Here is a 25,417-nt window from a genome sequence, read left to right as displayed (position 1 = left end):
TTAATCGGTTAGCTTGGCCATAGTCTTTGCCCATCATCACTCACCAACCACTTGATGGAGCAAATTCAATGGCCCGTGTCCTCGTAATTGAAAGCAGTGCCCGCAAACAAGGTTCGATCTCCCGCCAACTGACTGAGCAATTTATTGTCCACTGGCAGGCCAAGTACCCGACCGATCAGATTACCGTTCGTGATTTGGCCGTCGATCAGGTACCACACCTTGATATGAACTTGCTTGGTGGTTGGATGACCCCGGCCGATCAGCAAAGCGAAGCCGAACAAGCAGCATTGGCGCTCTCCAACAGCCTGACCGATGAAGTGCTAGCCGCTGACGTGTTGGTGCTGGCTGCGCCCATGTATAACTTCGCCATTCCAAGTACGCTGAAATCGTGGCTGGACCACGTCCTGCGCGCCGGTGTGACGTTCAAGTACACCGAAACCGGCCCGGTGGGCTTGCTCAGCGGTAAGCGTGCCTTTGTCCTGACTGCCCGTGGCGGCATCTACGCCGGTAGCAGCATGGATCACCAGGAGCCTTACTTGCGTCAGGCCCTAGGCTTCATCGGTATTCATGATGTCAGCTTCATTAATGCTGAGGGCCTCAACCTTGGCGGTGAGTTCCTCGACAAAGCCATCGCTCAGGCTAAAGAGAAGTTGGCCCAAGTTGCCTGATTGACCGGCCGTGCTGGGATAAAGCCTGCACCACCTTGAGTGGCGCGGGCTTTTTAGTGCCTGCAGATTTGTTGAATGTTGATTGTTGATTGCTGCATGACAGGCTAAGGTCTGCGCCTGATTTTGAGGTGATCATGCGCTATTTGCTGGTTATAACCCTGTTATGGGCGTTTTCATTCAGTTTGATTGGCGAGTACTTGGCCGGTCAGGTTGATAGTTATTTTGCGGTGCTGACGCGGATCGTCATCGCCGGTTTGGTGTTTCTGCCGTTTACCCGTTGGCGTGGCGTTGCCAATGGCTTCAAAGCGTCGATGCTGGTGATTGGGGCCTTGCAATTTGGCATCACCTACGTTTGCCTGTATTTGAGCTTTAGTGTGCTAACGGTGCCTGAGGTGCTGCTATTTACCATCCTTACTCCGCTTCATGTCACTCTGATTGAGGATGCGCTCAATCGCCGGTTCAATCCTTGGGCGCTGGTTGCAGCCGCCGTTGCGGTGATCGGCGCAGGCGTGATTCGTTACGATCAAATCAGTCCTGATTTTTTCTGGGGTTTTATGTTGCTGCAGCTCGCTAACGCTACATTTGCAGCCGGCCAAGTGTTTTATAAACACTTGTTGCCGCGTTACCCCTCGCCAATTCCTGCCTTCAGGCGTTTTGGTTACTTCTATTTAGGCGCCTTGATCGTCGCGCTCCCGGCCTTTCTGTTGTTTGGCAACGCCGCACGCATGCCTGCCACCGCCACCCAATGGGGTGTTTTGCTGTGGTTGGGTGTGATGGCGTCCGGACTTGGGCTTTACTGGTGGAACAAAGGCGCCAGTGAGGTTGATGGGGCCACATTGGCGGTGATGAACAACTTGCTGGTGCCCGCTGGTTTGCTGGTCAATCTGCTCCTTTGGAATCATCAGGCCGACTGGTTGCGGTTGGGGGCAGGGGCTGCGGTGATTGGTTTGTCTTTAGTTATCAGCCGTTATGCGCGTTCGCCTGCGGCACCCACCAAGGCGCAGTAATGAATCTGTCTGGAAGAGGCGTTGGGTTGTCAGTCTTTGCATCGGTGCTGTTTTCTCTGGTTCCCGGCTACGTGCAATGGTTGGCGCCCTTGGATGGTATCCAGGTATTTGCGCAGCGCGTGCTGTGGTCGGTGCCGGCTATTCTTCTGTTGTTTGTTGCGACGCGTCAGTGGCGCTTATTGGCTGGTGCGCTCGTTCGCCTTCGCCGTGAGCCTCTGTTGTTGGCAGCACTGCCCGTGGCAGCAGTGCTGATTGGGGTGCAGTGGGGGGTGTTTGTGTGGGCGCCATTGGCCGGCCACATGCTGGACGTGTCCATGGGCTATTTTCTGTTGCCGCTGGCGATGGTGCTGGTTGGGCGAATCTTCTACGGCGAGCGCTTAAGGCCGTTAATCAAGGTTGCGGTATTTTGTGCGTTGCTGGGGGTCGTCCATGAACTGTGGCGTTCGCAAGCGTTCTCTTGGGTGACGTTGGTCACTGTGCTGGGGTATCCACCGTATTTCATGCTGCGCCGCTGGATGAAGATGGATGCCTTGTCCGGATTTATATTGGAAATGCTGGTGCTTTCACCCATCGCTATTTACCTGATTATCGCGCGGGGGCCGGTTGATGCATTCCAAAGCGCACCCCAGTTGTGGTGGTTGTTACCGGGGCTGGGCATGCTCGGGGCATTGGCATTTGCTGCAATGATCGCCTCAAGCCGATTATTGCCCCTGAGTCTGTTTGGAATTTTGAGCTACGTAGAGCCGGTGCTGCTGTTTAGCGTGTCCTTGGTGTTTCTTGGCGAGACCTTTGACATGGGGCAACTCTTTACTTACCTGCCGATCTGGCTGGCGGTGCTCTTGGTGGCGTGGGACAGCGCCCGGCTGTTGAGTAAGCAACGTCGCGGCATCGCCAGCAATCCGAAAGGTTGAGAAGGTTTTATGCGCGTTAACGATGACATTTCAGTGCCGGTGGTGGTCGACAGCGAGCAACTTGAATGGCTGCCTTCGCCACTGGCGGGGGTCGAGCGGCGGCCCTTGGAGCGCTTCGCTGCAGAAAGTGGACGTACCACCTCGGTGGTGCGCTACGCACCAGGTTCGAGCTTTCGTAGCCACTTGCATCCGGGCGGTGAAGAGATATTGGTCCTTGAAGGTGTATTCGCAGATGAGCATGGCCAATACCCTGCAGGCTATTGGCTGAAGAACCCTCCCGGCAGTCAACATGCACCTTCCAGTGAACCGGGTTGCCTGTTGTTTGTGAAGCTCTGCTATCAAACGCCCGAAGAACACGACACATTGCGCATCAACACCCGCGAGGGTCAGTGGCAGCCGGGTATGATTGGGGGCTTAAGCGTATTGCCGCTCGATAGCGTTGGTACCGTACATACCGCACTGGTGCGCTGGGCGCCCGGTACCCAATTCAACAGCCATCGGCATTTCGGCGGCGAAGAGATTTTCGTGCTTGAAGGGGTGTTTGAAGATGAATTCGGCAGCTACCCAGCAGGAACCTGGTTGCGCAACCCTCACAACTCGCAGCACAAGCCGTTTTCAACCGAGGGCTGTCTGATCTATGTGAAAATTGGCCATCTGCATCGCGTTGTAGAGGCTGATGCAGCGTTAAGCATACTGGCGACTTCATAAGCCATCTAACTGAGCGTTAATCAGAAACATCAGCGTAAGCGGCTTAACTGCGCGGCATTCGTCTGATTTTTGCCGAGGTAAAGTGCTTTTTAGCCGCTATAGTCAGTCTTTGAATGCTAATTCCCAAGCTCAGTTGCACAAAGGATTCGGCCCCAGCGCCGGAAACCGTTACGCTATGCAACTGATTCCAGTTTTTTTGTCGAGGTTACTCCGTGTTTTCCCAATTCGCCCTGCATGAACGCCTGCTAAAAGCTGTGTCTGAGCTTAACTTTGTTGAGCCGACACCGGTGCAGGTGGCGGCCATTCCAGCTGCGCTGCAAGGGCATGATCTGCGGGTAACCGCGCAAACCGGCAGCGGTAAAACCGCTGCATTTGTGCTGCCAATGCTTAACCGCCTGATGGGCGATTCGAAGCCGCGTATGAGTATTCGTGCGGTGATCTTGCTGCCAACCCGTGAGCTGGCCCAGCAAACCCTCAAGCAAGTTGAGCTTTTCTCTCAGTTCACCTTTATCAAATCGGGTTTGATCACCGGCGGTGAAGATTTTAAAGTCCAGGCGGCCATGCTGCGCCGGATTGATATCTTGATTGGTACGCCAGGTCGCCTGATTGAGCATGCCAACGCGGGCAACCTGCTGCTCGACGAAGTGGAAGTGCTGGTGCTTGATGAAGCGGACCGCATGCTTGATATGGGCTTTGCTGAAGATGTTCAGCGTTTGGCTGAAGCGTGCAGCGGGCCACACCAAACTCTGCTGTTCTCGGCTACCAGCGGTGGTTCGGGCCTGCGAGAGATGGTCGGTAAGGTACTTAAAGAGCCGACTCACTTGCAGGTCAATAACGTTAGCGACCTCAATGAAGGCACGCGTCAGCAGATCATCACAGCGGACCATAACTACCACAAAGAGCGCTTGGTTGAGTGGCTGTTGGCAAATGAGACTTACGAGAAAGCCATTATTTTTACCAACACCCGAATTCAGGCGGATCGTCTTTATGGCAAGCTTGTAGCCAAAGATGTCAAAGCGTTTGTTCTGCATGGCGAGAAGGATCAGAAGGACCGTAAGCTGGCCATCGATCGTTTGCGCCAGGGCGCTGTTAAAGTCTTGGTGGCAACCGATGTTGCTGCGCGGGGCCTGGACGTTGATGGTTTGGATCTGGTGATCAACTTTGATATGCCGCGCTCAGGTGACGAGTATGTTCACCGTATCGGTCGCACCGGTCGTGCGGGCGGCGAAGGTCTGGCCATCTCGCTCATCTGCCATAACGACTGGAACCTGATGTCGAGTATCGAACGCTACTTGAAGCAGCGTTTTGAGCGCCGCAACATCAAGGACATCAAAGGTATTTACCAAGGCCCGAAAAACCTCAAGGCATCAGGCAAGGCGGCAGGTACCAAAAAGAAAAAGGTTGATCCGAAGACCGGCAAAAAAGTGGTGAAAAAAGCCGCCGCCAAAACACCGGGTAAAGCCAAGCGCAACACCATCAATAAGCCAAAGAATGACGCGCCGCAGTTGGTGAGTCAGGACGGTCTGGCACCGCTGAAGCGTCGCACACCAACCGCCGAGTAACGCACCGGTTGGCTTTGCGGGTGGATGACGCCGTTTTCATCCACCCTTTTCAGGCGAGCCATACTCGGATTGCTGGTCTGGCCATGGTGGACAACCCTAGCGTTGTCCCTTCCTACACCCTAGTTGTGCAGGTCTTCACTGGCATCTTCAGTCGATGTTTCTACCGGCCCTGGCGAGTCACTTTGTGCGGCAATCAGGCCGTCGGTGCGGGGTTCGGTGGTTACGCTGAACTCATCCAAGGCAATAGCTCCGTTGCCTTGCCCAAGTAAGTGAAAAGAAAACGCCTTGCGCGTATCCAGGTTGTTGAAGGTAAAGCTGACGCTGACAGTTTGTTCTGGCGTGAGCTTGGGCAGCGGCGGAATCGCGATTTCGACGTCACGGTCATATTCTTTGGTCTTCAACTGCAACGTAGCGCCCGCAGCGTCGAGGTTAACCGCACGAATCTTCATGGTTACCGTGGTTTGCGTGTCTTTCGGCAACTCCAGATATTGCGCGCCAACCAAGTTGTCGGCCCAGTCATCGGTGCGCTCTAGTTTAAGCTCGATCGGCTGGTGATTGGCGAACTGATAATGCTGGCTGGCATTGGCAGGGATTAACGACTGGTTGAGCTGCTCGGCTTGTTGGCTGAGCAGGCGCGCGGCTCTGCCAGTAAAGCGGCCAAGGTAGTGCGATTTATCATTGATAAAGCCCGGGCTGGCGTAGCGCCGGCATACGTGCTGGAAGTCGCACTCGGTAAACAGACCTTTGCCGTCGTGCTCACGGAGTAAACCGTTGGTGTAGGAGATGATCTGCCTGCCATGGCTGTAGTCACGAAGCAGCGAACGCCCGCTGATATTCGCGGGCACAGGCAGGGCAAAATAGTCGAGTACCGACGCGGTCAGGTCTACGTGACCGTAGACTCCTTGCTTGAGGTGCGGCAACTGTTGTTGCTCGGGCGCAAGAATCAAATTGAACCCCCAGGCGGAGGCCAGTGACAGGTTTTCGATGCCGTGGGACTCATCAGAGGTGACGATCACCAAGGTGTCTTTAAGCACTCCCTGCTGTTTAAGCGCATCGAGAAACTCCCCGACTGCATCATCCAGATACGCCACCGCAGCCAGTTTGCTGTCGGGAAAGCGCTGCAAATATTCAGGCGGCGCCGAATAGGGCTGGTGGGTGCCGACAGTCATCAGGGTCAGCATCCAGGGTTGATCCTGTTTGCGCAGCTGCTTGATGTAGCTAAGGCTGCCTTCAAAGAAGCCTTTGTCATCCATGCCCCAAGGGAATTTCAAGTGCGGCGTGTTGGTAAACCAGTCGCGGCCAAGGGTCTTATCGAAGCCCATCTGCGGCATGATCTGATCCTTGGCCATAAAACGCAGGCCAGCACCTTGCAAGTAGTGGGTGCTAAAACCATTTTTACGCATCTGCGCGGGCAGGCACTGCTCACTGCGAGCGGGGTTGTTGAGCAGTTCCACGCCTTTCGGCGTACCCGAGTCGAGCTTGGCAAAATCACCGCAGAGCATCGAGTACAAACCGCGGATGGTCTGGTGACTGTGCAGAACATAATCGGCTGTCAGCATGCCACGTTCAGCCCAGCGACTCAGGCGGGGCATGGTGTTGCCAACGTAAGGGCTGTGCAACGCATCACGGCTTGGGCTCAGGTATGCACCGGGAATGCCTTCGAGCGTGATGATGAGTACGTTGTGGGCCTGGCCCGGGCGGCTGAGCAGCGGCGCGCCATCCAAGTCCAGTTGCTGTAAGCCTGCCACGTCCACGGGTGCGCCAGGGGGTTGATTGTCCAGCCAGTTCTGCAGGTCTTCCTCGGTATCGCTCAAGCCTTCTGCCGCGAGCTTGTGCGGCAGGTTGAACTGAAACCACTGATCGCTCTCGCTGGGCGCACGGTACTGCAATGCGGCGTGGCCAGCGAGTAGCACCAGAGGTGCCAGCAGCCATGTTCTGGCAAGAGGGCGGTGTGCTCCCGGCTGCTGACGTATTAACAGCAAGACGTATAAAGCGATGTTTATCAACAAGGCCAGAAACAAGGCTGGATGGCTAAGACCCGCGCCATGGGTTGAGCGGCTGACAAACTGTGCGTCCGTCAGGTAGTGCAAGTCTGAAGGCTCTGGCATCCGTCCGACCGCGCTGATCAACTCGACGTTGGCGAGGGTCAGGATGCCCCAGAAAATCATCAGCGGTAGCGCGATTATCAGTGTGCGCTGGTAAAGCAATACGACCAGCAGGCTGCCAATGGCAATGTCCGAAAGGTAGCCATAGGATTGCGACCAGCCGAACAGACCGCGGCTGATGAGCGGAATAAAAATGAACAATGAGCAGAGCGTTAGCAGCACGCTGTAGCTTGGGCTGTGCCAGCGGTTAAGAAAACGCACGAGTACTCCTCAGGTCAATGCCATTTGAATTCAACGGCATCGCCGAATCGGCCGCTCTGGCGGCCTGTCGTGATTTTGAAACAACTGTGTGCTAACCGCTAGTGCTGATATGAAAAATAGCACTGACTGCGCGATGACTGCGCGGTGGGAAGTTTCAAGGGGGGAGGTTTCAGTTAAAGCGCTAGGGCAAGCGGTCAATGGGTTGTCATCTGCTAGCACGCTGGTGCTGTTAGATAGATGCCGAGCCTGACGGATGTCATGACTCAAGCCATTGTTGCCGTTTACCCTAAAAGTCTGGCTTTACAGCCCGGCTTACTTCTTGCCGATGGTGATCTGTTTGGTCGTGCCGTAAACCTGGCCGCTGACGCCTTTGGCGATCTGCTGGATTTCACCGCCCGACTTCAGGAAAGCTGCGATCTGCGCGTCAATCGAAGCGCTGGTTTCGACAGCCGGAGCTGGCTTGGACTTGGTGTTGGATGCTTTTACGCGCATGACGGCCATTAACCTTTACTCAAAATTAACTCGGCCGACTAGTGTACACGAATTGCTTGACAATTATTGGGTTAATACCCTTTGGAATTTATAGGCGGGGAAGTTATAAGGGGATTTATTGACCCGTTTATTATTAATTATTCGATCTCAACTACTTGTTTTAATTCAAATAAATATTAATTAAAGGCTTTTGGGTGAGAGCGTCCAGGCCATTGGTCGGGTCGGTTCTGCACCCCAGTCAACCAGACGCAGGCAATCATCAACAGCCAGAGAGAATACTGGCCGCAAGTCAGTTAGAATGCAGGCATTGCAATGAGGGTTGGGTACCATGGCGTTAATTGGACGAATGAATTCTTTACAGGTCGTGAAGCACACTGACTTTGGCCTGTATCTAGATGGCGGAGCGGACGGCGAAATCTTACTGCCCAAGCGTTATATCCCCAGCGACACCCCGAGTGAGGTGGAAGACTGGCTGAATGTATTTGTCTATCTCGACAGTGAAGACAAGTTGATCGCCACCACTGAAAAGCCAAAAGTTCAGGTGGGTGAGTTTGCCAGCCTAAAAGTCATTGATATCAATAATGTTGGCCTGTTCCTCGATTGGGGGCTGCCAAAAGACCTGCTGCTGCCGCACTCCGAAGAGAAGCGTCCGTTGCAGGTCGGCGATTATTGCGTGGTTCATGTGTTCCTGGATAAACGCAGCAAGCGGATTACCGCCACTGCGCGATTGGACCGTTACCTCGATAACGTCCCGGCGCCCTACAAGGCTGGCCAGGAAGTTGATCTGCTGATTGCCGATGCCACTGATATGGGCTTTAAGGCCATCATCAATGGCAAGCACTGGGGTTTGCTGCATAAGAACGAGTTGTTCAAATTTGTACGCAGCGGTATGCAAGAGAAAGGCTTTATCAAGGAGATGCGCGGCGATGGCAAAATCAGCCTGAGCCTGCAGCCTATAGGCCAAGAGGCCGTTGGCAGCCTGAGTGATCAAGTGCTGAGTAAGCTTCGTGCCAACGATGGCGTGCTGCCGCTTAGCGACAAGAGCTCACCCGAGGCAATCACGGCGTTGTTTAGTGTCAGCAAAGGCAACTTCAAGAAAGCTATCGGCGGCTTGTACAAGCAGGGTTTGATCACCATTCACCAAGATCATATCGAGCTGACCGACAAGTAAGCTTGCCGGTGATCGCTGCGATGGAGCAACTGCAGGCTTCCGTTGTCTGACGCTATGCAGTTCTCCACGTAGAGGAGCAAAGTCATGATCAAGCTGAATATGTTGTTGAGTGCCGTATTGCTGTTCGGCACGCTCAACGTTGCCCAAGCAGATCAACCCGCGCAGCAGACGATACGGGTTATCCCGAAAACCTATGTCAGCCCTGGAGCCACTGGCAGTATTGGCCAGTCGCGTAGCTCGCAGCAGTTCAATGGCTACGGCGGCTACCAAGTACCCAGTGATTATGATTCTGTGCATCAACGGAACAGCTCGGGCAGCCAATCCTTCGAAACCCGTGGCGGCATCCGCCAGACCACGGTATATCCCGGCGGTTACGAGGTTGAACGTACACCGGGCACCTCGACTTACGAGCGCCAACGCAACCGCTGATTTCGGGTTCCAAGATAAAAAAACACCCGCCAAAGGTTATTCGGTGGGTGTTTTTTTGCGCCTTGCAATGGGGCTTAGCCTTTACTGCCCCATACATCTTCGAGCCGTGAGTCACGGCCGCAGGCGGTGCGGTAATACTTATAGCGCAGCGGGTTTTTCAGGTAGTAGTCCTGATGGTATTGCTCCGCCGGGTAGAAGGTGGTGCCCGGCAATATCTCAGTCACTATCTTGCCTTTGAGTTTGCCTGAGTTCTGCAATGCTTCCTTGGAGGCCAGTGCAGCGGATTTTTCCGCTTCGTCGCTGTAGAAAATCGCGCTGCGATACTGGCTGCCATGGTCACAGAACTGTGCATTGGCGGTCAGTGGGTCAATAGTCGGCCAGTAGGCTTCAAGTAGTTTTGCATAACTGGTTTTGCTCGGATCATAACTCACCAGCACTGCTTCCAGGTGGCCGGTATTCCCCGATGAGACTTGCTCATAAGAAGGGTTCTTGACGGTGCCGCCGATGTAGCCAGAAGTGGTCGACAGCACGCCGGGGACTTTGTCGAAGTCTGACTCCGTACACCAGAAGCAGCCGCCCGCAAACACAGCGACACCCTGTTCACCGGGCTTCAGGTCGATGCTCGGTGGTGTTGAGTTCGATTGCGCAGTGGCAGCCGTTGATGATGTCGGCCCGCAGGCGCTGAGCAGCATGCCAATCAGTAGGGTTGCGCCGGTGAGTCCGAGGCGTCTCGTTTTTTCAAATAGTTGAGCAGTCATTGTTAGCTCCTTAAAGCCGGTAAGTCTTGGCCTTTAACAACAAATTGCAGGGCGACACCATTGTTGCACCAGCGCTCACCGCGAGGTTGCGGGCCGTCATCAAACAGATGGCCTTGATGACCACCGCAGCGAATGCAGTGGTATTCGGTGCGAGGCCAGATCAATTTGAAATCGCGCTTTGAGCCGGTGTGCCCGGCAATGGGCTGAGTAAAGCTCGGCCAGCCGGTGCCGCTATCGAACTTGTTTTCGCTTAGAAACAACGGCAAGTTGCAGGCGGAGCAGATATAGGTGCCGTCCCGCTCTTCATGGTTGAGTGGGCTGCTGTTGGGGCGCTCGGTGCTTTCTTCAAACAGCACGGCGTAGGCATCTTCGGGCAGTATTTCACGCCACTCGTCATGGGCTTTTTGCAGTGGGGTGATGGTCAAGCCCGCTGCAGGAGTTTGCGCAAATGCAGGTTGGATAAAGGAGCCTAGCAATGGGACTGCCGGCAACAGGACAAGACCGTGGAGAAAAGAACGACGTTTCATATGCGTTTTCATCCTCTGTCATGAAGTATATAGAGATTAAAAATACGCACCTGTTACAGCTGGCTACTGGATTTTAGGCGGGTGCTTTGGAGAGTGCGACCAATGGTTTGCTGCGCTGGTAACGCTGTAATCGACCATTGAGTGCCTCAGGTAACTGCACCGCTGGGCTAAAGCCCAACGCTTGATAGAAGTCACTCAAGGACGGATGACAAAATAACCAAATGGGGCTGCTGTAACCGGCGGTCGCGGCTTGTATAAGCTGCGTGGCGAGACCTTGTTGGCGGTGTTCTGGGGCTACAAATAGGCTGGTCAGCCAGTGGCCGTTGGCGATTGGTCGCAGGCAAAGCGCGGCGAGGATCTGCGAATCCTCAAGGACCCAGACTTGGTCATCGGCGGCAGCCTTCATCTTGCTGCGGTGCGCACTGTAGAATTTGTTGGCTAAGGGTTTGAGCGCTTCGGGCAAGGCTCTAAGGCGTACTGCAGGCATTGTCGGTCGTCATCAGTTTGCAGGCCAGGCAATGGGCCCAGCGCGGCCGTTTGGCAGGCGCTGGGCAATTGTATCAGGCTTGTGCGGCGTGGCTGCCAAGCAGGGTTTGTCCCTCATGCTTGGATTTCTTGGCCATGCGCTTTTCCTGAGCAGTTTTAAGCGGCTTCTTTTTTGTGTTCTTTTTTGAGTCCATACCTTTGCTCATGATCTTTACCTCAGTGGGTGAAAAGTGAGTGAGCGTGGAGCACTTTGGGTCATTGCCACCTCCCTCCGATCAGCGTCGGTAAGGTTCAGTCTACGCTGATTAACCAGAATAGTGACTACTCAGCAATGTGGCGGTCCGGCGGTCCGGCGGTCCGGCGATCCGGCGATCCGGCGGCCCGGCGTTCGGCAATTATTTCGGGCAGGTCGTTACGCTGCATATACAGGCGGATCGGCAGGGTGATGTTCAAGCGTTCATCGATATGCTGCTCAAGCAATAGCTGGATGCGAGTGCGGTTTAAGCGCATCTCCTGGCCAGATTGCAGACTCCAGACAAACTCGCAGGTCGGTTCAATAGAGCTTTCGTCGATATCCAGTCCGAAGGCATCTTCGCTAAAGCGCACGATGTGGGCTTTGATCTTTCGATTGAAACCGACAAAGCCTCGGAGTTGATCGGCAGCGCTACAGATATCCGCAGAGGTCGTACTCATGATGCTTGGCCTGTAATGATGGGACGGTCATCACAGGCTAATGGGTCCAGTTGCGGGCGCCTTGCTCCGGATCAATGCAACTGCAAAATGTGCCCGCTAAAGACTCAGATTTGAGGGCAGGTGCTTACTGCTCACGCTCTAAACGGGCCACGGCCTCAGGGCCGCCCATCAACCGCGCAGCGCTTAGGGGGGTTACGCCATTATTGTCGCTGCGTTTTGGGTCAGCGCCATGGCTGAGCAACAGGTCGATGGCCGCCACGTTATTAAACATCGCGGCCATCATCAGCGAGGTTTTGCCGTCTGGGGTTGGGCCTTCAACATCAGCGCCATGCTCAAGCAGCAATTTGATAACGTCCAGATTGCCTTTGAAAGCGGCGCCTGCCAGCGGTGTCTGGCCGTTTTGGTTACGCAGATCCGGGTCAGCCTTGGCCACAAGCAGCATCTTTGAGGTTTCGATATGCCCGTGATAACTCGCCAGCATTAGCAGGCTGTCACCTTTGTGGTTGCGCAGATTGACCGGCAAGCCTTGTTCGATCATCGCGCGCAATATGTCGGTATCGCCGCTGCGGGCGTGATCGAAAACGCGCTCAGCAAAGGCCAGCGCTTCGTCATCGAGTGGTTCGCCTACAGTGCTCTGGTGTTCGGTCATTTAACCCTCCTTGATAATGCGCCACGGCGCTTGGCAATCAGTCGGCTTACAGCATAACTGGGTTGGCATCAACCTGCCGATTGGCTTTATTGATCAAGGCGATTTATCCGCGCTCGGGAATGAACTCTGCTGCAGTCTTAACGTTCTTGATCGAGTCGGACATAGGGCGGTTAGGGTTAAGCAGGGCTTTGCGAATCTTTTCGTAGTCTTCCATCGATAGGCTGCTACGGCTCAGGACCTCAAGGGCGAACTGTTTAACCTCTGCGTCGCTGTACGCAGCCTCTCGCGGTTCAGGTTGCGTCGCACAACCACTGAGAACCACAGTTAAAGCAGTAAGCAAAAGAGCGATTGAGCGTTTCATCTGAGCACCTGTTGATCTGAGCATTTCGGGATGCCTGTAGATTATTCAGTGGCGCTGCAAAGTAGAAATCGATCGCTCTAATAGTGGCTATTGAAATTATATGAGGCTCGCATAAAAGCCTTAGGAGTTGTGCCTGGGGCAGGGGTGGCCAAGCATAATTTCCTGTCGGTGCCACTCCATCTCTGACGGTTAACGCAGGGTATTGGAAAACGCGCTGATTTCGCCGAATGGTGTGCTGTTCATGCCGACTTTGACTGACATCAGTGGAGAGTTATTCAGCCATACGTCGTCAATCACGATGGTTTTGCCGATGTCTTCGTTATCTGCTGCAACGAGCAGGTAATAGGTACCACTTTCGGGCGCTTCACCCTCCCAGCCCATGCTCATCTGGCCGATTCCGGAGGTCGCGTGGGAGGGTTTATTGGCAATTACCACGCCATAGCTGTCGAGCAACATGGCGCGTGGTTTGATGGCGAATTTACTCACACCCAGGCATGCGTCGTTGCAGCGAGAATTAACGTTGAGATTGAAGTGCTCACCTTTTTTTAGGCTCAGCGAGAACACCCGGTAATTGGAAATCGAACTGCCAAAATCCATGCGTGGTTGGTCGGCGGTAATTGTCCATGAGGGCAGCGCAACACCAGGATTTACTGGCAGAGGAATAACCTCGGCATTATGCAGTGCTTCAAGATTGGTTTTAGCCATCGGGCTGGAACCGGCAACTACTGACTGTTCATAGGTCGATTGCGACGGCAACTTGCTTGACTCAGTGCTGGCGCACGCTGTCAGCAAGACGCTGGCGGCGATGATTAAAAATTTGTGCAAGGCAAACTCCTGGGGCGGTATCCCTACTGCGTGTAATCGCACTCCTGTGCATTCACATTGTAACGGTTATTAGCTTCATGGCGGTGTGCCATCTTTGGCAAAAACGCTTTTAGCCAACAATCACGGAGCACTCGGCATGCAGGGCTGCATGCCGAGTGCTCCGTGGGCGATGCGGCGGCTGGATTTAGCCGGCAAGACCTACGTACACGTTCTGTACGTCATCGTGTGCGTCAATTGCTTCGAGGAAAGCTTCGACCTCTTCAAGCTGCTCAGCGCTGAGGCTGGTCACTGGGTTCTTTGGGCGATAGCCAATGTTCGCCGAGTTCACGGTAAAACCGTGCTCTGGCAAGGCGCGGGAAACCGTATCGAGGTCAGTGATTTCGGTAATGAAGAGGGTGTTGCCTTCTTCCGCTTCCTCAAAATCCTGAGCACCGGCTTCGATGGCGGCCAGTTCCGCATCGGCTTCACCTTCAGGCGAGGCTTCGATCAGGCCAACATGATCAAAATCCCAAGCGACCGAACCCGATGCACCCATCTGACCCTTACGGAACAGTACACGGACTTCAGCAACGGTACGGTTGATGTTGTCAGTCAGGCACTCCACGATCACCGGTACCTGATGCGGCGCGAAGCCCTCGTAGGTGGTGCGTTCAAAGTTTACCGTCTCACCCAGCAGGCCCGCGCCTTTTTTGATCGCGCGGTCCAGCGTGTCTTTGGGCATGGACGCTTTCTTTGCCTGATGCACAGCAAGACGCAGCTTGGGATTCATGTCTGGGTCGGCGCCATTGCGGGCGGCGATCATGATCTCCTTAACCAGACGACCAAAAATTTTGCCTCGGGCGTTGGCTGCGGCTTCTTTAGGTTTGGCTTTCCACTGTGCACCCATGGGGGAGTTCTCTTGAGTCAGTACTGCAAAAAGTTCACCCAAGTGCAGCAGCCATGAAGGCGCGGGGCTCGGGCATCAGAAAGTGTGTCGGTTATTTTAATCGTTCCGAGCCAGGCTGGCACCCATCAAATAGACATTTTCAACTAAAACGCCTCTGGCCAGGTGCTTTCAATGAGTCGGGGGGCTTGCGGGCTATTCTGTCTCCGGTAATGCCATCGCCAAAACAGCCCCGGCGGCGCCAAGCAATGACAAGAGCAGAATCACTGCGCTGACCCCGAGCATCATGCTCAGGGCGCCAATAAAGCCCATCAGCAGCAGGATGACGCCAATCAAGGTGTTGCTGACGGCTACATAGTCGGTGCGCCTATTGCCTTGGGCTAAATCAACCACATAGGTCTTGCGGCCAATTCGAACCCCTTGATGGGCGATGCTCAGGCAAAAGTACAGCGCCGGGATAACCCAGCTAGAGGCTAGCCAGCTGTGCTCAACGTGATCGAGGGCAAACACCAAAATGCCCAGGCCTGCGGTCATCAGCGCGGCCAGAATCATGACCTTGCGGCTTGATACGTCAGCAAAACGCCCCCAGACCGGTGCCGAAACTAAGCTCGCAGCGCCACTGGCCAGTAAGAACAGGGCCAGCAAAGAGGCGTTTGAGTCGAGGTTTTTCTGCGCCAGCACCACGTAATAGGGCGCGGTCAACGCTGAACACAACAGCAGGGCGCGGGTGATCACAAAGTGACGAAAAGCTTTGTCGGTACGCAGGATATCCAAGCGTTTGACAGCCTCAATCACCGCATTGCCTCCGCCGTCGGTTTCACCCGGGTCTTCACTGATCTGCGCATACACCAGCGCGGCGATAAGCCACAAGCAGCCCGCGCCGGCAAGAAGCAGCGCGTAGGCGATAGGGTCGGGCTGGCTCTGGGTACTGAACAGTAATATCAGCGCCAGGCCTACAGTGACCAAGCCTGCCGCGCTGGCCGACCAGCCATTGACTTGGCCACGTCGACTCTTGGGTACGGTTTTACCGATCACATCTTTTGACGCCACTGAGCTTAGGCCGCGGGCAATACTGAATAGACTGACCAGGGCGATGATTGCCCAGCCTGCAGTTGCGCCTTCCAACGTCCAGGCGACCCAACCAATACCCGCCATCGCCACCGCTTGAATCACGCTGCCGGCCACCCAGACCCACTTTCTGATTTTCATGGCGCGGATATAGCTGGCGACAAACAGTTGCGGGATCAACGAACCCGACTCGCGAATGGGCACCAGAAAACCAATCAAATACAGCGGCGCCTGTACCGTCTCCATCACCCAAGGCAGGACGATTTTCGGGTTGGCCAGTGCATCGCCCAGCTTGCTGAAGAAGTGACTGAGGATCATCAACAAGAAATTTCCGGGCACCACATGGCAGGCGCTGTCGCTCAATTCGGTGCAGACGCGCGCGTCTTCCTCATCCACCAATTTGCTGTAGATGTCTTCGGTTAGGTTGTGACCGGGCATTTAACGTCCTGAGGCTTGCTGACACTGGGGGCGGCAATGATGCCAGTTAAGCGCGTATTTGGCTTGCCTCGGCGGGACAGAAGGCCTGCTGGGCCAAGCGCCCAGCAGGTGAAGGGTTAAATCAAGTTATCTTGAACGGCTTGTTCGAGGGTGCTTTTGCTCAACTGGGTAAAGATGTTATCGGCCGACTCATTAAACGGCAGGGCAAATATCATCAGTAACTGCATCCATGAGGTGATGGTTTCTGACTTCTTTACCCGACCAAGCAGGTTGCCATTGACGTCCTTAAAGGTTGTTTCCATGGTTAGCTGGTTGGTGAATCGAGTCGGAATAATGAACAAACTAAAACCCGTTAACGACGCGCTGAATAGGTTGGAGCGTTCATTGTTGGTGATCTTTACGTTGATATAAAGATCGGCTGCTTGTTTGGCCGTGGTCAACGAAGCGAAGCGTTGGCTGCTTTGATATTCCTTGATGATTAACGCTTCTAGAGCGGGCTGATTAACGCCGCCAGATTTAGCGACACCATTGTGTAAATACTGAGCAGAAACCTTAACGAAAGCGGAGGGTTTGTGGCCAGCCGGTGCGGCTGGAGGCCACTGGTCAATAGGGGCTAGCTCATGGTTCGAGTAAGAAATGCAGCCTGTCAGGTTGAGTAGGGCGCAGGTTAGAAATGCGGCAAAAAGCTGTTTCATGGCGATGTCCTTATCAGAGCTTGGCAAGTTTTTCAGTGCTGTCTTTAATCAGTTGCTCGACCAGTTCATTGACCTGAGCCGAGCCCAACGTCGTGGTGAAATAATCGTCGTCCCATAGGCCGATGTTTTCATCGCGTTTGATTACCCTTTTGCTGTCTGTCAGCACTTTGCCGTGCGCGTCGGTAATAGACAGCTGACCCGCCAGGTCATATTTGTCCACGTAGATAGGGCCGTTGACCCATATCCATACGGTAAGGGTGAGCAGGGCACCCGGGAAGTAGGCCGGATGCGGGGTGCGCTTGCCTTTTAATGAGCTGAAGTTGAATTTAAGCATCACATCGTCTTCACCCAGCTTGGCGGGAAAGCTCAACACCTGTTTGAAGTATTCGCCTTGCTCAATGCGGTTTGACAGTTGCTCAGTGAACTGGTGGCTCAAGGTGACGCGCAGGTCGTTATTGATCTGCATGTCGGAGATAACTACATCGTCAATCATTGCCGCGCGCGGCTGAGTCTGAGGGGCCAGTTGGTCGGCCAGACCGATGGGACCTGCTGGAGTAAAGGAAATACAACCCGTCAGGCTCAGGCACAGGGTGCTGAGACAAAGATAAAGAGAAAGCTTCATGCTACGTCCTTGTATAGGCAGTGGGGCCAGCCGTTATCGCCAGCAAAAAAGGGAGCGGATTCTAGCCCCTGTTTTCAGGTGATGTTAAAAGGACATCACGTTTTTGGCTTTTTTTGTAGTTGTTGACGGTATGTGACGCGCATGCACGAGTTTGCCCAACTCAGCCAGGGCTTGAGCCGTTCTAATGATTTGAGATTTGCGAATGTGGCGCTTAAAGGCAGTAAATGCCTTGAGTCGAATTGCCGGGTGGCAGCGGCGAGGCGGGGGGGGGTAAGCGAACGCGCCGTTATCTAACGGCGCGCAGCAGGGTCATCAGTCTTGGCGATCTGTGACTTCGAGCAGGTGATAACCGAATTGGGTTTTCACTGGACCTTGTACGACATTGATCGGGGCGCTGAAGACCACGGTGTCGAATTCTTTAACCATTTGGCCTGGGCCGAAGGTGCCAAGGTTGCCGCCTTCACGGCTTGATGGGCAGCTGGAGTTGTCTTTAGCGACCTGCGCAAAGTCAGCGCCGCCTTCGATGGAGGCTTTCAGTTCGTTGCATTTGGCTTCGCTGGAAACCAGGATGTGGCGGGCAGTGGCTCGAGCCATGGGGATGTACTCCTATCAGATAAGCTGCTGAGCCTACCGTAAACAGTTAATGATTCAAACGTCGAATGCATCGACGGTCGCTGCTGGCAGCGTTAGCGCTTGCCCATTGAGCGGCGTGTGCCGTTGGGTGCGGGACCGATTTTCTTCTCGTGAGCCGATTTATTGCCCTTGGCATGCCAGGCTTGGCCGTCGGTCTTGCCCGGCGCAAAGCTGGCGGGTGAGAACGGAAACTTGAATGCCGGGATTGCAGGCTTGGCAGCTGTTTCGCCAGTGGCCTCGGTGACTGTGGCATCAACGGCCTTGGCGTCGAGGGTGGGGGCTGGCGATTGAGTGGTTTTCATGGTGGTCCGCGTACTGCATTCGATTAGAGAGCGAGCAAGTATACGCGCTGTTGGCTTGCTGCGCTGGACCAGAACAACCCGCAGTAAGTGCCCCCAGATATCTGGCGTCCAAGGCGCTTGATTTGGGGCTTGGCGTCCGGCTAACGACTGTCAGTGGCGCTTAACTGTTGGGCATGTTGCTGCCAGCCGCCGCCCAGGGCCCGGCTCAGGGATGCCCCGGCTTGCAGGTGCGCGAGTTGCAACTGAACGGTGTCATCCTGGGCGGTGTATAGCGTGCGTTGGGTATCGAGCAAGGTGAGCAAGGTTTCAGCCCCGGCGCGGTAGCGTTCCTCGGATAAACGCAAAGCCAGAATGGCTTGCTGTTCTACTTGGCTCTGCGCCTGCAACTGCGCCTCAAGCCCGGCCAAGGCATTGAGCGCTTGTTGTACCTCAGCAAAGGCATTGACGATGTTGGCGCGGTAGTTTGCAAGGAGTTCGCTGCGCCGCGCCTTGGCCAGATCGTGTTGCGCGCTGAGCAGGCCACCATCGAAGATCGGGGCGAGCAGGGCAGCGCTGAGCGAATAAATGGGATTGGACAGCAGGTCAGAGGCATGGCCGACATTGCTGTCCACCGCGCCGCTGAGGTTGAGTCGCGGTAGCAGGGCTGCTCGGGCAGCATTCACATCGGCATTGGCCGCTGCCAACTGCGCTTCGGCGCGGGCCAGATCAGGCCGCTGCAGCAAGAGCTGGCTGGGAATTCCAGCATTGATGCTTGGCAGCTGCAGGTTGCCCAATTGTTGCTCAGTCAGCGTCAATGTGTCGCTGCTCGTCAGCCCCATCAGCACGGCCAGGATGACTCGGCTGTCATCACGTTGTTGGTTAAGGCTCGCCAGGCTGCGGCGTTGCTCAGCGACAATCCCACGCTGTTGAGCCAGCTCAAGATAGGTTGCTGCACCCGCAAACTGACGAGATTCAACGATGCCCAGCACCCGCTCGGCATTGCTGAGATTAAGCTGCGCGATGCCCAGACGTTGCTGCAAACCGACATATTGCAGCCAACTTGAAACCACGCTGGCACTGAGGGTGATGTGCAGGGCCGCACGGTCGTACTGACTTGCGTTGAGGCTAGCCCAGGCGCTCTCGTCTGCGGCTTTGAGCCGGCCCCATAAATCAACTTCGTAGCTCGCTGCGACCCCTGTGAAATAACGATTGCCGTCGATTTCCTGGCTGCCGTCAAAGCGCCCATTGCGGCTTGCGCCCAGGTTGCCGTCGAGTTGCGCAAACAAGGGTGCGCCCGCAATCCGGGCGGTGGCTTGCGCCTGCTCCACCCGGGCCACCGCGGCGGCGAGGTCATAATTGTTTAGCTGCGCCTGTTCGACCAGTTGATTCAGCTCGCTACTGGCAAAGCCGGTCCACCAGTTGGGCGCAATCGGCGCGGTCGCGGTGGGTGGATGTTGCCAGCGCTGCGGTGCAGGGGGCAGTTTGGCAACAAAGGGTTGTTGGCGAGCGCAGCCGTGCACGGCGAACAGGGCAATCAGCAGCACTAAACGAGCATTGATAAGACTGTTCATATTATTGCGACGCCAGCGCGTCAACCGGGTTGAGGGCCGCCGCTGTTCTGGCTGGGAGGTAGCCAAACAACAGGCCAGTGGCGACTGCGCAGGCAAATGCTGCAAGCATTGCGCTCAGGGAAAAAATTAACGGCACATCCCACCAAATCAGCCCGCCACCGAGGAGCAGACCCAGGAACACGCCGATGCTGCCGCCAACCAGTGTGACCAACACGGCTTCACCGAGAAATTGCTGAAGAATGTCCCGTTGACGCGCACCGGTTGCCATGCGGATACCGATTTCGCGAGTGCGTTCGCGCACCGTCATCAGCATCACGTTCATCACGCCGATGCCGCCTACCAGCAATGAGACCGCTGCGATCAAACCGAGCATACGGGTCATGCTGTCTTGGGTTTCAGCTTCGGCCTGGACCTTGGCGGCGGCATTGTCGACGGCAAAATCTTCGCGTCCGTGACGGGCGAGTAACAATTCGCGCACAGCGTCCCCTGCGGCATTGACTTGGCGTGTGGACACGGCTGTCAGCGTGGCGTATTCAGGGTCGAGAATATCTTGGTAAACCCGCGCTCTGCCGGACTTGTAGGGGATAAACACCATTTCATCGTAGTAGTCGGCGCCGGACTCTTTGCCTTTCTCGGCCATCACCCCGATCACCTCAAATGGCGCATCGCCGATTAACAGCTGGCGACCCAGCGGATTGGGTTCATCGCGGAAAAACTGCTGACGGGTTTTATGACCGAGCACCACAACCGGTGCCAGAGCCTGATCTTCAGCGGCGTTAAAAAATCGCCCCAATGCCAGCGGCCAATGATGAATAGCGGGCAACTGCTCATTGCTCGAATAAACGTAGATGTCCCGTGAGGTGTTGCCATATTGCACGGTCAAGGCATTGCCAATCACCGGCGTCGCCAGGGCAACTTCGGGCAAGGCGACTACCGCTTGCATATCGGCTTCGGTGAGCACGCCCCATGGGCCGCCTTCGGGCGGTTGGGCACTATATAAATAGAGGGTTGTGGCGCCCATCGACGCCAACTGCGCCATGACTTTTTGTTTAGTGCCAAGGCCAATCGCGAGCATGACAATCACCGAGGCAACGCCAATTATGATGCCGAGCAGCGTCAGTGCAGTGCGGAAGCGGTTGAGCGACATGACTCGCCACGCCGAGCGCGCTACTTCGCTTGTGGTCTGCCACCAAGGCAAATTCTGCCGACGCTCGGCATCTTTCATGTTCGGCGCGGGCAGCGCCTGTGCAGAGGGCAAAGAGCCGCTGTCGCTGACGATTTCACCATCGAGTATTTCAATCACCCGTTGCGCTTGCGCGGCTACGTCGCGGTCGTGGGTAATCAGAATGATGGTGTGCCCAGCGGCAGCCAGCTCGCGCAGCAGTGCCATGACTTCTTGACCACTGTGCGAGTCGAGTGCGCCGGTGGGCTCGTCGGCAAGGATGATGCGTCCGCCGTTCATCAGCGCCCGAGCGATGGACACGCGCTGTTGCTGACCGCCCGAAAGCTGGCTGGGACGATGCTCAAGGCGTTCGGCCAAACCCAGGCGAGTCAGTAGATCGGTGGCCCGCTGTCGGCGTTTTTCAGCTGATGCGCCCGCGTAGAGTGCCGGGATTTCGACGTTTTCCCGCGCCGATTCGGTGGCAATCAGGTGGTATCCCTGAAACACGAAGCCGAATGCCTCGCGGCGCAGCCACGCTAGCTGGTCAGTGTTGAAGTTGGCAACGTCCTGTCCGGCAAATAAATAGGCGCCTGACGTTGGCCGGTCAAGGCAGCCGAGCAAGTGCATCAGGGTCGATTTGCCAGAGCCTGACGCGCCGACAATGGCGACGAATTCCCCGGCGTTGATGCTCAGGCTGATACCGCGTAGAACGGCGACTTCGGGAGCCCCGTCGCTGCCGCCATAACAGCGGCGGATGTTGCGCAGCTCAATCAGGGGTGCAGGACTTACCACTGGAAGCGGTCCACACCAGTATCTGCCAGCTCAGCCGTGACCAGCAGTTCCTCTTCGCGTAAACCGTCAAGCACTTCAACCCGTTGACGATTGCGCGTACCGATACGGATATTGCGCAGTTCAGGTCGGCCCTTGGCATCGAGCACCCGGGCGCGGAACATGCCTGGCTCACCTTCTACGGCGTGCAGTGCCTCCAATGGCGCAGTGAGTACGTCCCGCGCAGCGGCAGTGATAAAGGTGACCTGAGCGGTCATCTGCGGCATCAATTCGCCGTCCAGATTATCAACATCAAACAGCACGGTGTATTGCACTGCTTTGGTCACGGGTGCTGGTGCGCCTGCCTCCGCGGAGTTGGCGGCGGCCACCTGTGGCGAGGGCAGGATCTGGCGAATGTTGGCCTGCCAGCGCCTGCCGTCACCGCCAAGTGTGGTGAAGTACAGACCGACACCGGTTTTAAGCTGGCGGATATCGGCTTCAGACACTTTGGTCCACGCGGTCATCGCTGATAAATCAGCAATACGCATTACCGTGGGGGTCTGGTAAGTGGCGTTGAGGGTTTGACCCTGTTTAACATCGACGCCGAGCACTGTCCCGGCAATGGGGGCATAGAGTCTGGTGTAGCTCAGTTGAGCCTCGTTCCCCTTGAGCCGCGCTTGGCTTTCGGCAATCTGCGCACGCAGTTGCTTGAGCTGAGCCTGAGCGGTTGCCAGCGCTGCCGCCGCAATCTGCACATCTTCATCGCGTGTAGCCTGGGCTTGGGACAAGCGCCGCTGGCGCCGGTGCTGTTGTTGCGCAAGGACAAACTGCGCCTGTTGCGCTTCGAGTTGCGCGCGCAAACCGTCCAGCGCTGCCCGGTCGGCTTCAACTGTGGCTTGATGCAGGCTCGCGTCTATCTCAGCCAGTAGTTGGCCTTGTTTAACCTGATCACCAGCCTCGGCATGCAAGCGGATAATCTGACCAGATACTTGTGCGCCCACATCCACCGATTCGCGAGGCTGCAAGGTGCCGATAGCGATCACCGTGGCTTCAATATCGCCACGGCGAACCGTCTCGGTTGCGAAGGCCGAGGTTGAGGTCGTTGGCCACAGCCAGGCAGCAGTGAGGATTATCAACGGCGCGGCCAGCAGCAGTGCACGCTGTACCGGTTGTCTGTGGCGCAAATTCATGGGGTGTTAGTCCTTTAACGTTACCGGGTTTTAGCCGGCGCTCCATAGCAACGCGGGTAGGCTGCCAATGGCCGTCACACCCATTAGCAGTGCGGCTATCTTCGGGCGGTAAGGCAGGAGCAACACCAACACCAATACCGCGGCACTGAGCAAGCCAAACCAGATCACCACGCCAACCGAACTGCCCCACGCCCGCACACAAGGCCATATGGCAGCGGCCAGCAGCAGCCAGCCGATGATCCGTAATGCGCGTTGGCGCGCTGGCGCGGTACGTGTCCAGACTTGCCGGTGGTGTCGATCCATGCCCAAACAGAGGGCTGCCATGCCGGCATAACTTAAGGCCGCGCCAAGGAGCAGAGCGAGTGTCATGTTCATCAGACGACCCCTGCTTCTGGTGTGTGCATGCTAGTGCGGGTTGCCTTGCTCTTGGCTTTTTGCAGGCTTTTTTGCCAGAGCTGCCGGGCAGCCCAGACATTCAGTAGCCCCAAGAACAGGGCGGTAAGCTCGACAGCTGCCCGTTCGCCGTCACCGCGTTGCAGGTAGCTGACGAACTGATCACCGACCACTAGCCAGTTGAGCAGCGGCAGGGCCAGGCACAGTGCGGCAGTTGCCAATAATTGTTCGATCCAGGCGCGCGATGCCGGGCGCAAGGCCGCGTGCACATAACTAAGAAACCAGACCACAAAGAACGCCGTCACTTCCCATTCAGGACGATCGGCAATCCCCAGCGGGATCAAGCGGTTGCCCCAGAAGAACGCAATGCACGCCAGGCTGATACCGGTGATGGAACCGATGTTCAGCACCTCGATAATCCGATAGACCTGCGGCGTACGGGCGCCAAACTCGTTCAGTGAGCGCTGGCGGCGTTTGACCATAAACAGAATTGCGCCGGTTGCCATCATCGCCGCGCCAGCCAAGCCGCAGATGAAGTAGAGCCAGCGCGCCGTCAGCCCCCCGAAGGCGGCAAAGTGCAGGTTACGCATGACCGACTGCACATCTTGTGCCGAGCCCCCGCGTAATTCACCGGGGGCCTGAATATCCTGCTGCTCGCCACTGATGCCGTCAAAGAACACTTGGCCGCCGCCTTCACCGAGCAAACGGTATTCGCCGGTTTTTTCGATAAAGCGGCCAAAGGTCACAATCGATGCGCTGCTGTCACCGGGATGTTCAACACTGATAAAGCTGAGCGGGCGTTGCAGTTGCTTTTCGCTGCTCAGCAGTATTTGGTCGAGGGCGGTGACCTCGGCGCTGATGCCGGTTTCTTCACGCGGCGTCGGCTGGGTTAGCAGGTCGGCGAAGTAAGCATCGTCGGTGTTGTAATGGGTTTCGATACCGGCAGGCATATACAGCATGTAGAAGGTCGCCAAGCCGGTATAGGCAATCATCAACTGAAACGGCAAGCTCAGTACCGAGACTGCGTTGTGTGCGTCCAGCCAGCTGCGTTGCTGCTTGCCGGGCCGGAAGGTGAAGAAGTCTTTGAATATGCGTTTGTGGGTAATGACCCCGCTGACCAGACCGACGAGCATGGCCATGGTGAAGAAGCCAACGAACCAGATGCCTGCTGTGCCGCCGTGGAACTCGAAGTGCATATGCACGAAGTGATGGCCACCTTCGCTTTCACGCTCGGTGCTGGCTTTGATGGGCTCGCCCGTGGTCGCGTCAAGGCGCAGGTTTTGGAACTGCTCTTTTTGGTCTTGCCAGAAAACCCGCACTGCCGGGTCCGTGTCGCTGGGCAGGCCAATGCCCCAGAAGTGGCTGCTCGGCACATGCTCGCGCAGGTAGGCTTGGCCCACACGCACGGCTAGAGGACGGTCGACGCCGTCGTCCATGCCCTGCATTTCACCCGCTTGGGGGATTTGTGGCTTCATCCACCGGCTAATGGCTTCATCAAAGACGCCGAGTGAACCGGTGAGAAACACCACGAATAGCACCCAGCACGCCCACAGGCCACCCCAAGTGTGCAACCAGGCCATCGACTGGCGCAGGCCCTCTTTTTTAACTGCCTGATTCATACCATGCCCCTTCCAAGCCACCAGCCCAACGGCGCCAGCACCATTGCTGGCACCAGCAACCCCAGCCATGCACGCCGGTTGTCCTGAACCGCGAACACCCAAATGATCGCCGCCGTATAGACCGCAAAGCTGGCCAATGACGACGCCAGAATCGCCTGGCTTTTTGGCAGCGGCAGCACGGCACCGAGAAAAATCACGCTCGCCGAGGTCAGCGCGTAACCGCCGAGTATCGCGGCGGCGGTGCGTGACCACAAAATGCGGGCACGGGAAGGGGATGTTGATTTCATCAGCTAACAGCCATCGTTCGAAGCAAAGGAGGTCCCTCGACCGGGGCCGAAGAATGAACAGCAATCTTAACAAGAATCAGTCGCGCATAAATCAAAGACGAACGAGTCGGGCGAAACTATAAGAGCAATAAGCCATTAAGCTGTGACAGCATGTGTCTGTAGGCCTGTCAGAGGATTGTCTGACAGTCATCTGC

General features: G+C 55.9%; 29 protein-coding genes. 7 read left to right on the top strand and 22 right to left on the bottom strand.

The window, feature by feature from the left end:
• The first annotated feature begins 68 nt into the window (after positions 1 to 68).
• From AACY09_RS03055 to AACY09_RS03035, 5 genes are all read left to right on the top strand, one after another.
• Positions 69 to 668, top strand: a complete 600-nt coding sequence (locus AACY09_RS03055) for an FMN-dependent NADH-azoreductase (protein WP_339485978.1) — start codon at positions 69 to 71, stop codon at positions 666 to 668.
• A 134-nt stretch (positions 669 to 802) separates the two neighbouring features.
• Positions 803 to 1,675 (top strand): carboxylate/amino acid/amine transporter, encoded by an 873-nt coding sequence (locus AACY09_RS03050; protein ID WP_339485977.1) that lies wholly within the window; start codon positions 803 to 805, stop codon positions 1,673 to 1,675.
• Positions 1,675 to 2,586, top strand: a complete 912-nt coding sequence (gene rarD, locus AACY09_RS03045) for an EamA family transporter RarD (RefSeq protein ID WP_339485976.1) — start codon at positions 1,675 to 1,677, stop codon at positions 2,584 to 2,586. Before AACY09_RS03050 ends, rarD begins: the two co-directional genes overlap by 1 nt.
• A gap of 9 nt (positions 2,587 to 2,595) precedes the next feature.
• On the top strand, positions 2,596 to 3,294 hold the full coding sequence (locus AACY09_RS03040) for a cupin domain-containing protein (RefSeq protein ID WP_339485975.1): 699 nt from the start codon (positions 2,596 to 2,598) through the stop codon (positions 3,292 to 3,294).
• 212 nt (positions 3,295 to 3,506) lie between these two features.
• Positions 3,507 to 4,856, top strand: coding sequence for a DEAD/DEAH box helicase (locus AACY09_RS03035; protein ID WP_339485974.1), 1,350 nt, complete (start codon positions 3,507 to 3,509; stop codon positions 4,854 to 4,856).
• 119 nt (positions 4,857 to 4,975) lie between these two features.
• On the opposite strand, the gene AACY09_RS03030 is transcribed toward AACY09_RS03035, so the two are convergent.
• Positions 4,976 to 7,222 carry an LTA synthase family protein gene (locus tag AACY09_RS03030; protein ID WP_339485973.1) on the bottom strand — a complete coding sequence of 749 codons (2,247 nt, stop codon included), beginning with the start codon at positions 7,220 to 7,222 and terminating at the stop codon, positions 4,976 to 4,978.
• 312 nt (positions 7,223 to 7,534) lie between these two features.
• A complete protein-coding gene (locus tag AACY09_RS03025) occupies positions 7,535 to 7,723 on the bottom strand; it encodes a hypothetical protein (protein ID WP_177408671.1) in 189 nt (62 codons plus the stop codon).
• 319 nt (positions 7,724 to 8,042) lie between these two features.
• Here AACY09_RS03025 and AACY09_RS03020 point away from each other — a divergent pair, with 319 nt between their 5' ends.
• Together AACY09_RS03020 and AACY09_RS03015 are read left to right on the top strand one after the other, a co-directional pair.
• Positions 8,043 to 8,885: a CvfB family protein gene (locus AACY09_RS03020; protein WP_339485972.1), complete on the top strand. Its 843-nt coding sequence runs from the start codon at positions 8,043 to 8,045 to the stop codon at positions 8,883 to 8,885.
• 84 nt (positions 8,886 to 8,969) lie between these two features.
• Complete coding sequence (locus AACY09_RS03015) at positions 8,970 to 9,314, top strand: hypothetical protein (RefSeq protein ID WP_339485970.1); 345 nt, start codon at positions 8,970 to 8,972, stop codon at positions 9,312 to 9,314.
• A gap of 74 nt (positions 9,315 to 9,388) precedes the next feature.
• Here the strand turns inward: AACY09_RS03015 and msrA are convergent, their stop codons facing one another.
• From msrA to AACY09_RS02915, 20 genes are all read right to left on the bottom strand, one after another.
• Positions 9,389 to 10,072, bottom strand: coding sequence for a peptide-methionine (S)-S-oxide reductase MsrA (gene msrA / locus AACY09_RS03010; protein WP_339485969.1), 684 nt, complete (start codon positions 10,070 to 10,072; stop codon positions 9,389 to 9,391).
• Between the two features lie 2 nt (positions 10,073 to 10,074).
• Positions 10,075 to 10,599, bottom strand: a complete 525-nt coding sequence (gene msrB / locus AACY09_RS03005; protein WP_339485968.1) for a peptide-methionine (R)-S-oxide reductase MsrB — start codon at positions 10,597 to 10,599, stop codon at positions 10,075 to 10,077.
• Between the two features lie 73 nt (positions 10,600 to 10,672).
• Complete coding sequence (locus AACY09_RS03000) at positions 10,673 to 11,086, bottom strand: GNAT family N-acetyltransferase (protein ID WP_339485967.1); 414 nt, start codon at positions 11,084 to 11,086, stop codon at positions 10,673 to 10,675.
• Positions 11,087 to 11,159: 73 nt separating this feature from the next.
• Positions 11,160 to 11,291 (bottom strand): hypothetical protein, encoded by a 132-nt coding sequence (locus tag AACY09_RS02995; protein ID WP_339485966.1) that lies wholly within the window; start codon positions 11,289 to 11,291, stop codon positions 11,160 to 11,162.
• A gap of 115 nt (positions 11,292 to 11,406) precedes the next feature.
• Entirely contained in the window at positions 11,407 to 11,778 is a 372-nt protein-coding gene (locus AACY09_RS02990; protein WP_339485965.1) for a DUF2025 family protein, read from the bottom strand.
• Positions 11,779 to 11,902: 124 nt separating this feature from the next.
• Positions 11,903 to 12,427 (bottom strand): ankyrin repeat domain-containing protein, encoded by a 525-nt coding sequence (locus AACY09_RS02985; protein ID WP_339485964.1) that lies wholly within the window; start codon positions 12,425 to 12,427, stop codon positions 11,903 to 11,905.
• Positions 12,428 to 12,530: 103 nt separating this feature from the next.
• Positions 12,531 to 12,788 (bottom strand): hypothetical protein, encoded by a 258-nt coding sequence (locus tag AACY09_RS02980; protein WP_339485963.1) that lies wholly within the window; start codon positions 12,786 to 12,788, stop codon positions 12,531 to 12,533.
• 189 nt (positions 12,789 to 12,977) lie between these two features.
• Complete coding sequence (locus AACY09_RS02975; protein ID WP_339485962.1) at positions 12,978 to 13,613, bottom strand: hypothetical protein; 636 nt, start codon at positions 13,611 to 13,613, stop codon at positions 12,978 to 12,980.
• A 184-nt stretch (positions 13,614 to 13,797) separates the two neighbouring features.
• Positions 13,798 to 14,499, bottom strand: coding sequence for a YebC/PmpR family DNA-binding transcriptional regulator (locus tag AACY09_RS02970; protein ID WP_339485961.1), 702 nt, complete (start codon positions 14,497 to 14,499; stop codon positions 13,798 to 13,800).
• A gap of 192 nt (positions 14,500 to 14,691) precedes the next feature.
• Positions 14,692 to 16,002: an MFS transporter gene (locus tag AACY09_RS02965; RefSeq protein WP_339485960.1), complete on the bottom strand. Its 1,311-nt coding sequence runs from the start codon at positions 16,000 to 16,002 to the stop codon at positions 14,692 to 14,694.
• 116 nt (positions 16,003 to 16,118) lie between these two features.
• A complete protein-coding gene (locus AACY09_RS02960; RefSeq protein WP_339485959.1) occupies positions 16,119 to 16,697 on the bottom strand; it encodes a hypothetical protein in 579 nt (192 codons plus the stop codon).
• A gap of 13 nt (positions 16,698 to 16,710) precedes the next feature.
• On the bottom strand, positions 16,711 to 17,319 hold the full coding sequence (locus tag AACY09_RS02955; protein WP_339485958.1) for a hypothetical protein: 609 nt from the start codon (positions 17,317 to 17,319) through the stop codon (positions 16,711 to 16,713).
• Positions 17,320 to 17,631: 312 nt separating this feature from the next.
• Positions 17,632 to 17,913, bottom strand: coding sequence for a peptidylprolyl isomerase (locus AACY09_RS02950; protein ID WP_339485957.1), 282 nt, complete (start codon positions 17,911 to 17,913; stop codon positions 17,632 to 17,634).
• A gap of 92 nt (positions 17,914 to 18,005) precedes the next feature.
• A complete protein-coding gene (locus AACY09_RS02945) occupies positions 18,006 to 18,254 on the bottom strand; it encodes a hypothetical protein (RefSeq protein ID WP_339485956.1) in 249 nt (82 codons plus the stop codon).
• A gap of 140 nt (positions 18,255 to 18,394) precedes the next feature.
• The gene (locus AACY09_RS02940) at positions 18,395 to 19,804 is read right to left on the bottom strand and encodes an efflux transporter outer membrane subunit (protein ID WP_339485955.1); all 1,410 of its coding nucleotides are present in this window, start codon (positions 19,802 to 19,804) and stop codon (positions 18,395 to 18,397) included.
• 1 nt (position 19,805) lies between these two features.
• Positions 19,806 to 21,758 carry a MacB family efflux pump subunit gene (locus AACY09_RS02935; RefSeq protein ID WP_339485954.1) on the bottom strand — a complete coding sequence of 651 codons (1,953 nt, stop codon included), beginning with the start codon at positions 21,756 to 21,758 and terminating at the stop codon, positions 19,806 to 19,808.
• Positions 21,752 to 22,918 carry an efflux RND transporter periplasmic adaptor subunit gene (locus AACY09_RS02930; protein WP_445323784.1) on the bottom strand — a complete coding sequence of 389 codons (1,167 nt, stop codon included), beginning with the start codon at positions 22,916 to 22,918 and terminating at the stop codon, positions 21,752 to 21,754. Before AACY09_RS02930 ends, AACY09_RS02935 begins: the two co-directional genes overlap by 7 nt.
• A 36-nt stretch (positions 22,919 to 22,954) precedes the next feature.
• On the bottom strand, positions 22,955 to 23,299 hold the full coding sequence (locus tag AACY09_RS02925; RefSeq protein ID WP_339485952.1) for a DUF3325 domain-containing protein: 345 nt from the start codon (positions 23,297 to 23,299) through the stop codon (positions 22,955 to 22,957).
• Positions 23,299 to 24,936, bottom strand: a complete 1,638-nt coding sequence (locus tag AACY09_RS02920) for a PepSY-associated TM helix domain-containing protein (RefSeq protein ID WP_339485951.1) — start codon at positions 24,934 to 24,936, stop codon at positions 23,299 to 23,301. The genes AACY09_RS02925 and AACY09_RS02920 overlap by 1 nt, the downstream gene beginning before the upstream one ends.
• Entirely contained in the window at positions 24,933 to 25,223 is a 291-nt protein-coding gene (locus tag AACY09_RS02915) for a DUF3649 domain-containing protein (RefSeq protein WP_339485950.1), read from the bottom strand. Before AACY09_RS02915 ends, AACY09_RS02920 begins: the two co-directional genes overlap by 4 nt.
• Between the last annotated feature and the right edge of the window lie 194 nt (positions 25,224 to 25,417).

The organism is Pseudomonas sp. EL_65y_Pfl2_R95 (assembly GCF_963971045.1).
GTDB lineage: Bacteria > Pseudomonadota > Gammaproteobacteria > Pseudomonadales > Pseudomonadaceae > Aquipseudomonas.
This window is presented reverse-complemented; position numbering and strand designations above follow the sequence as displayed.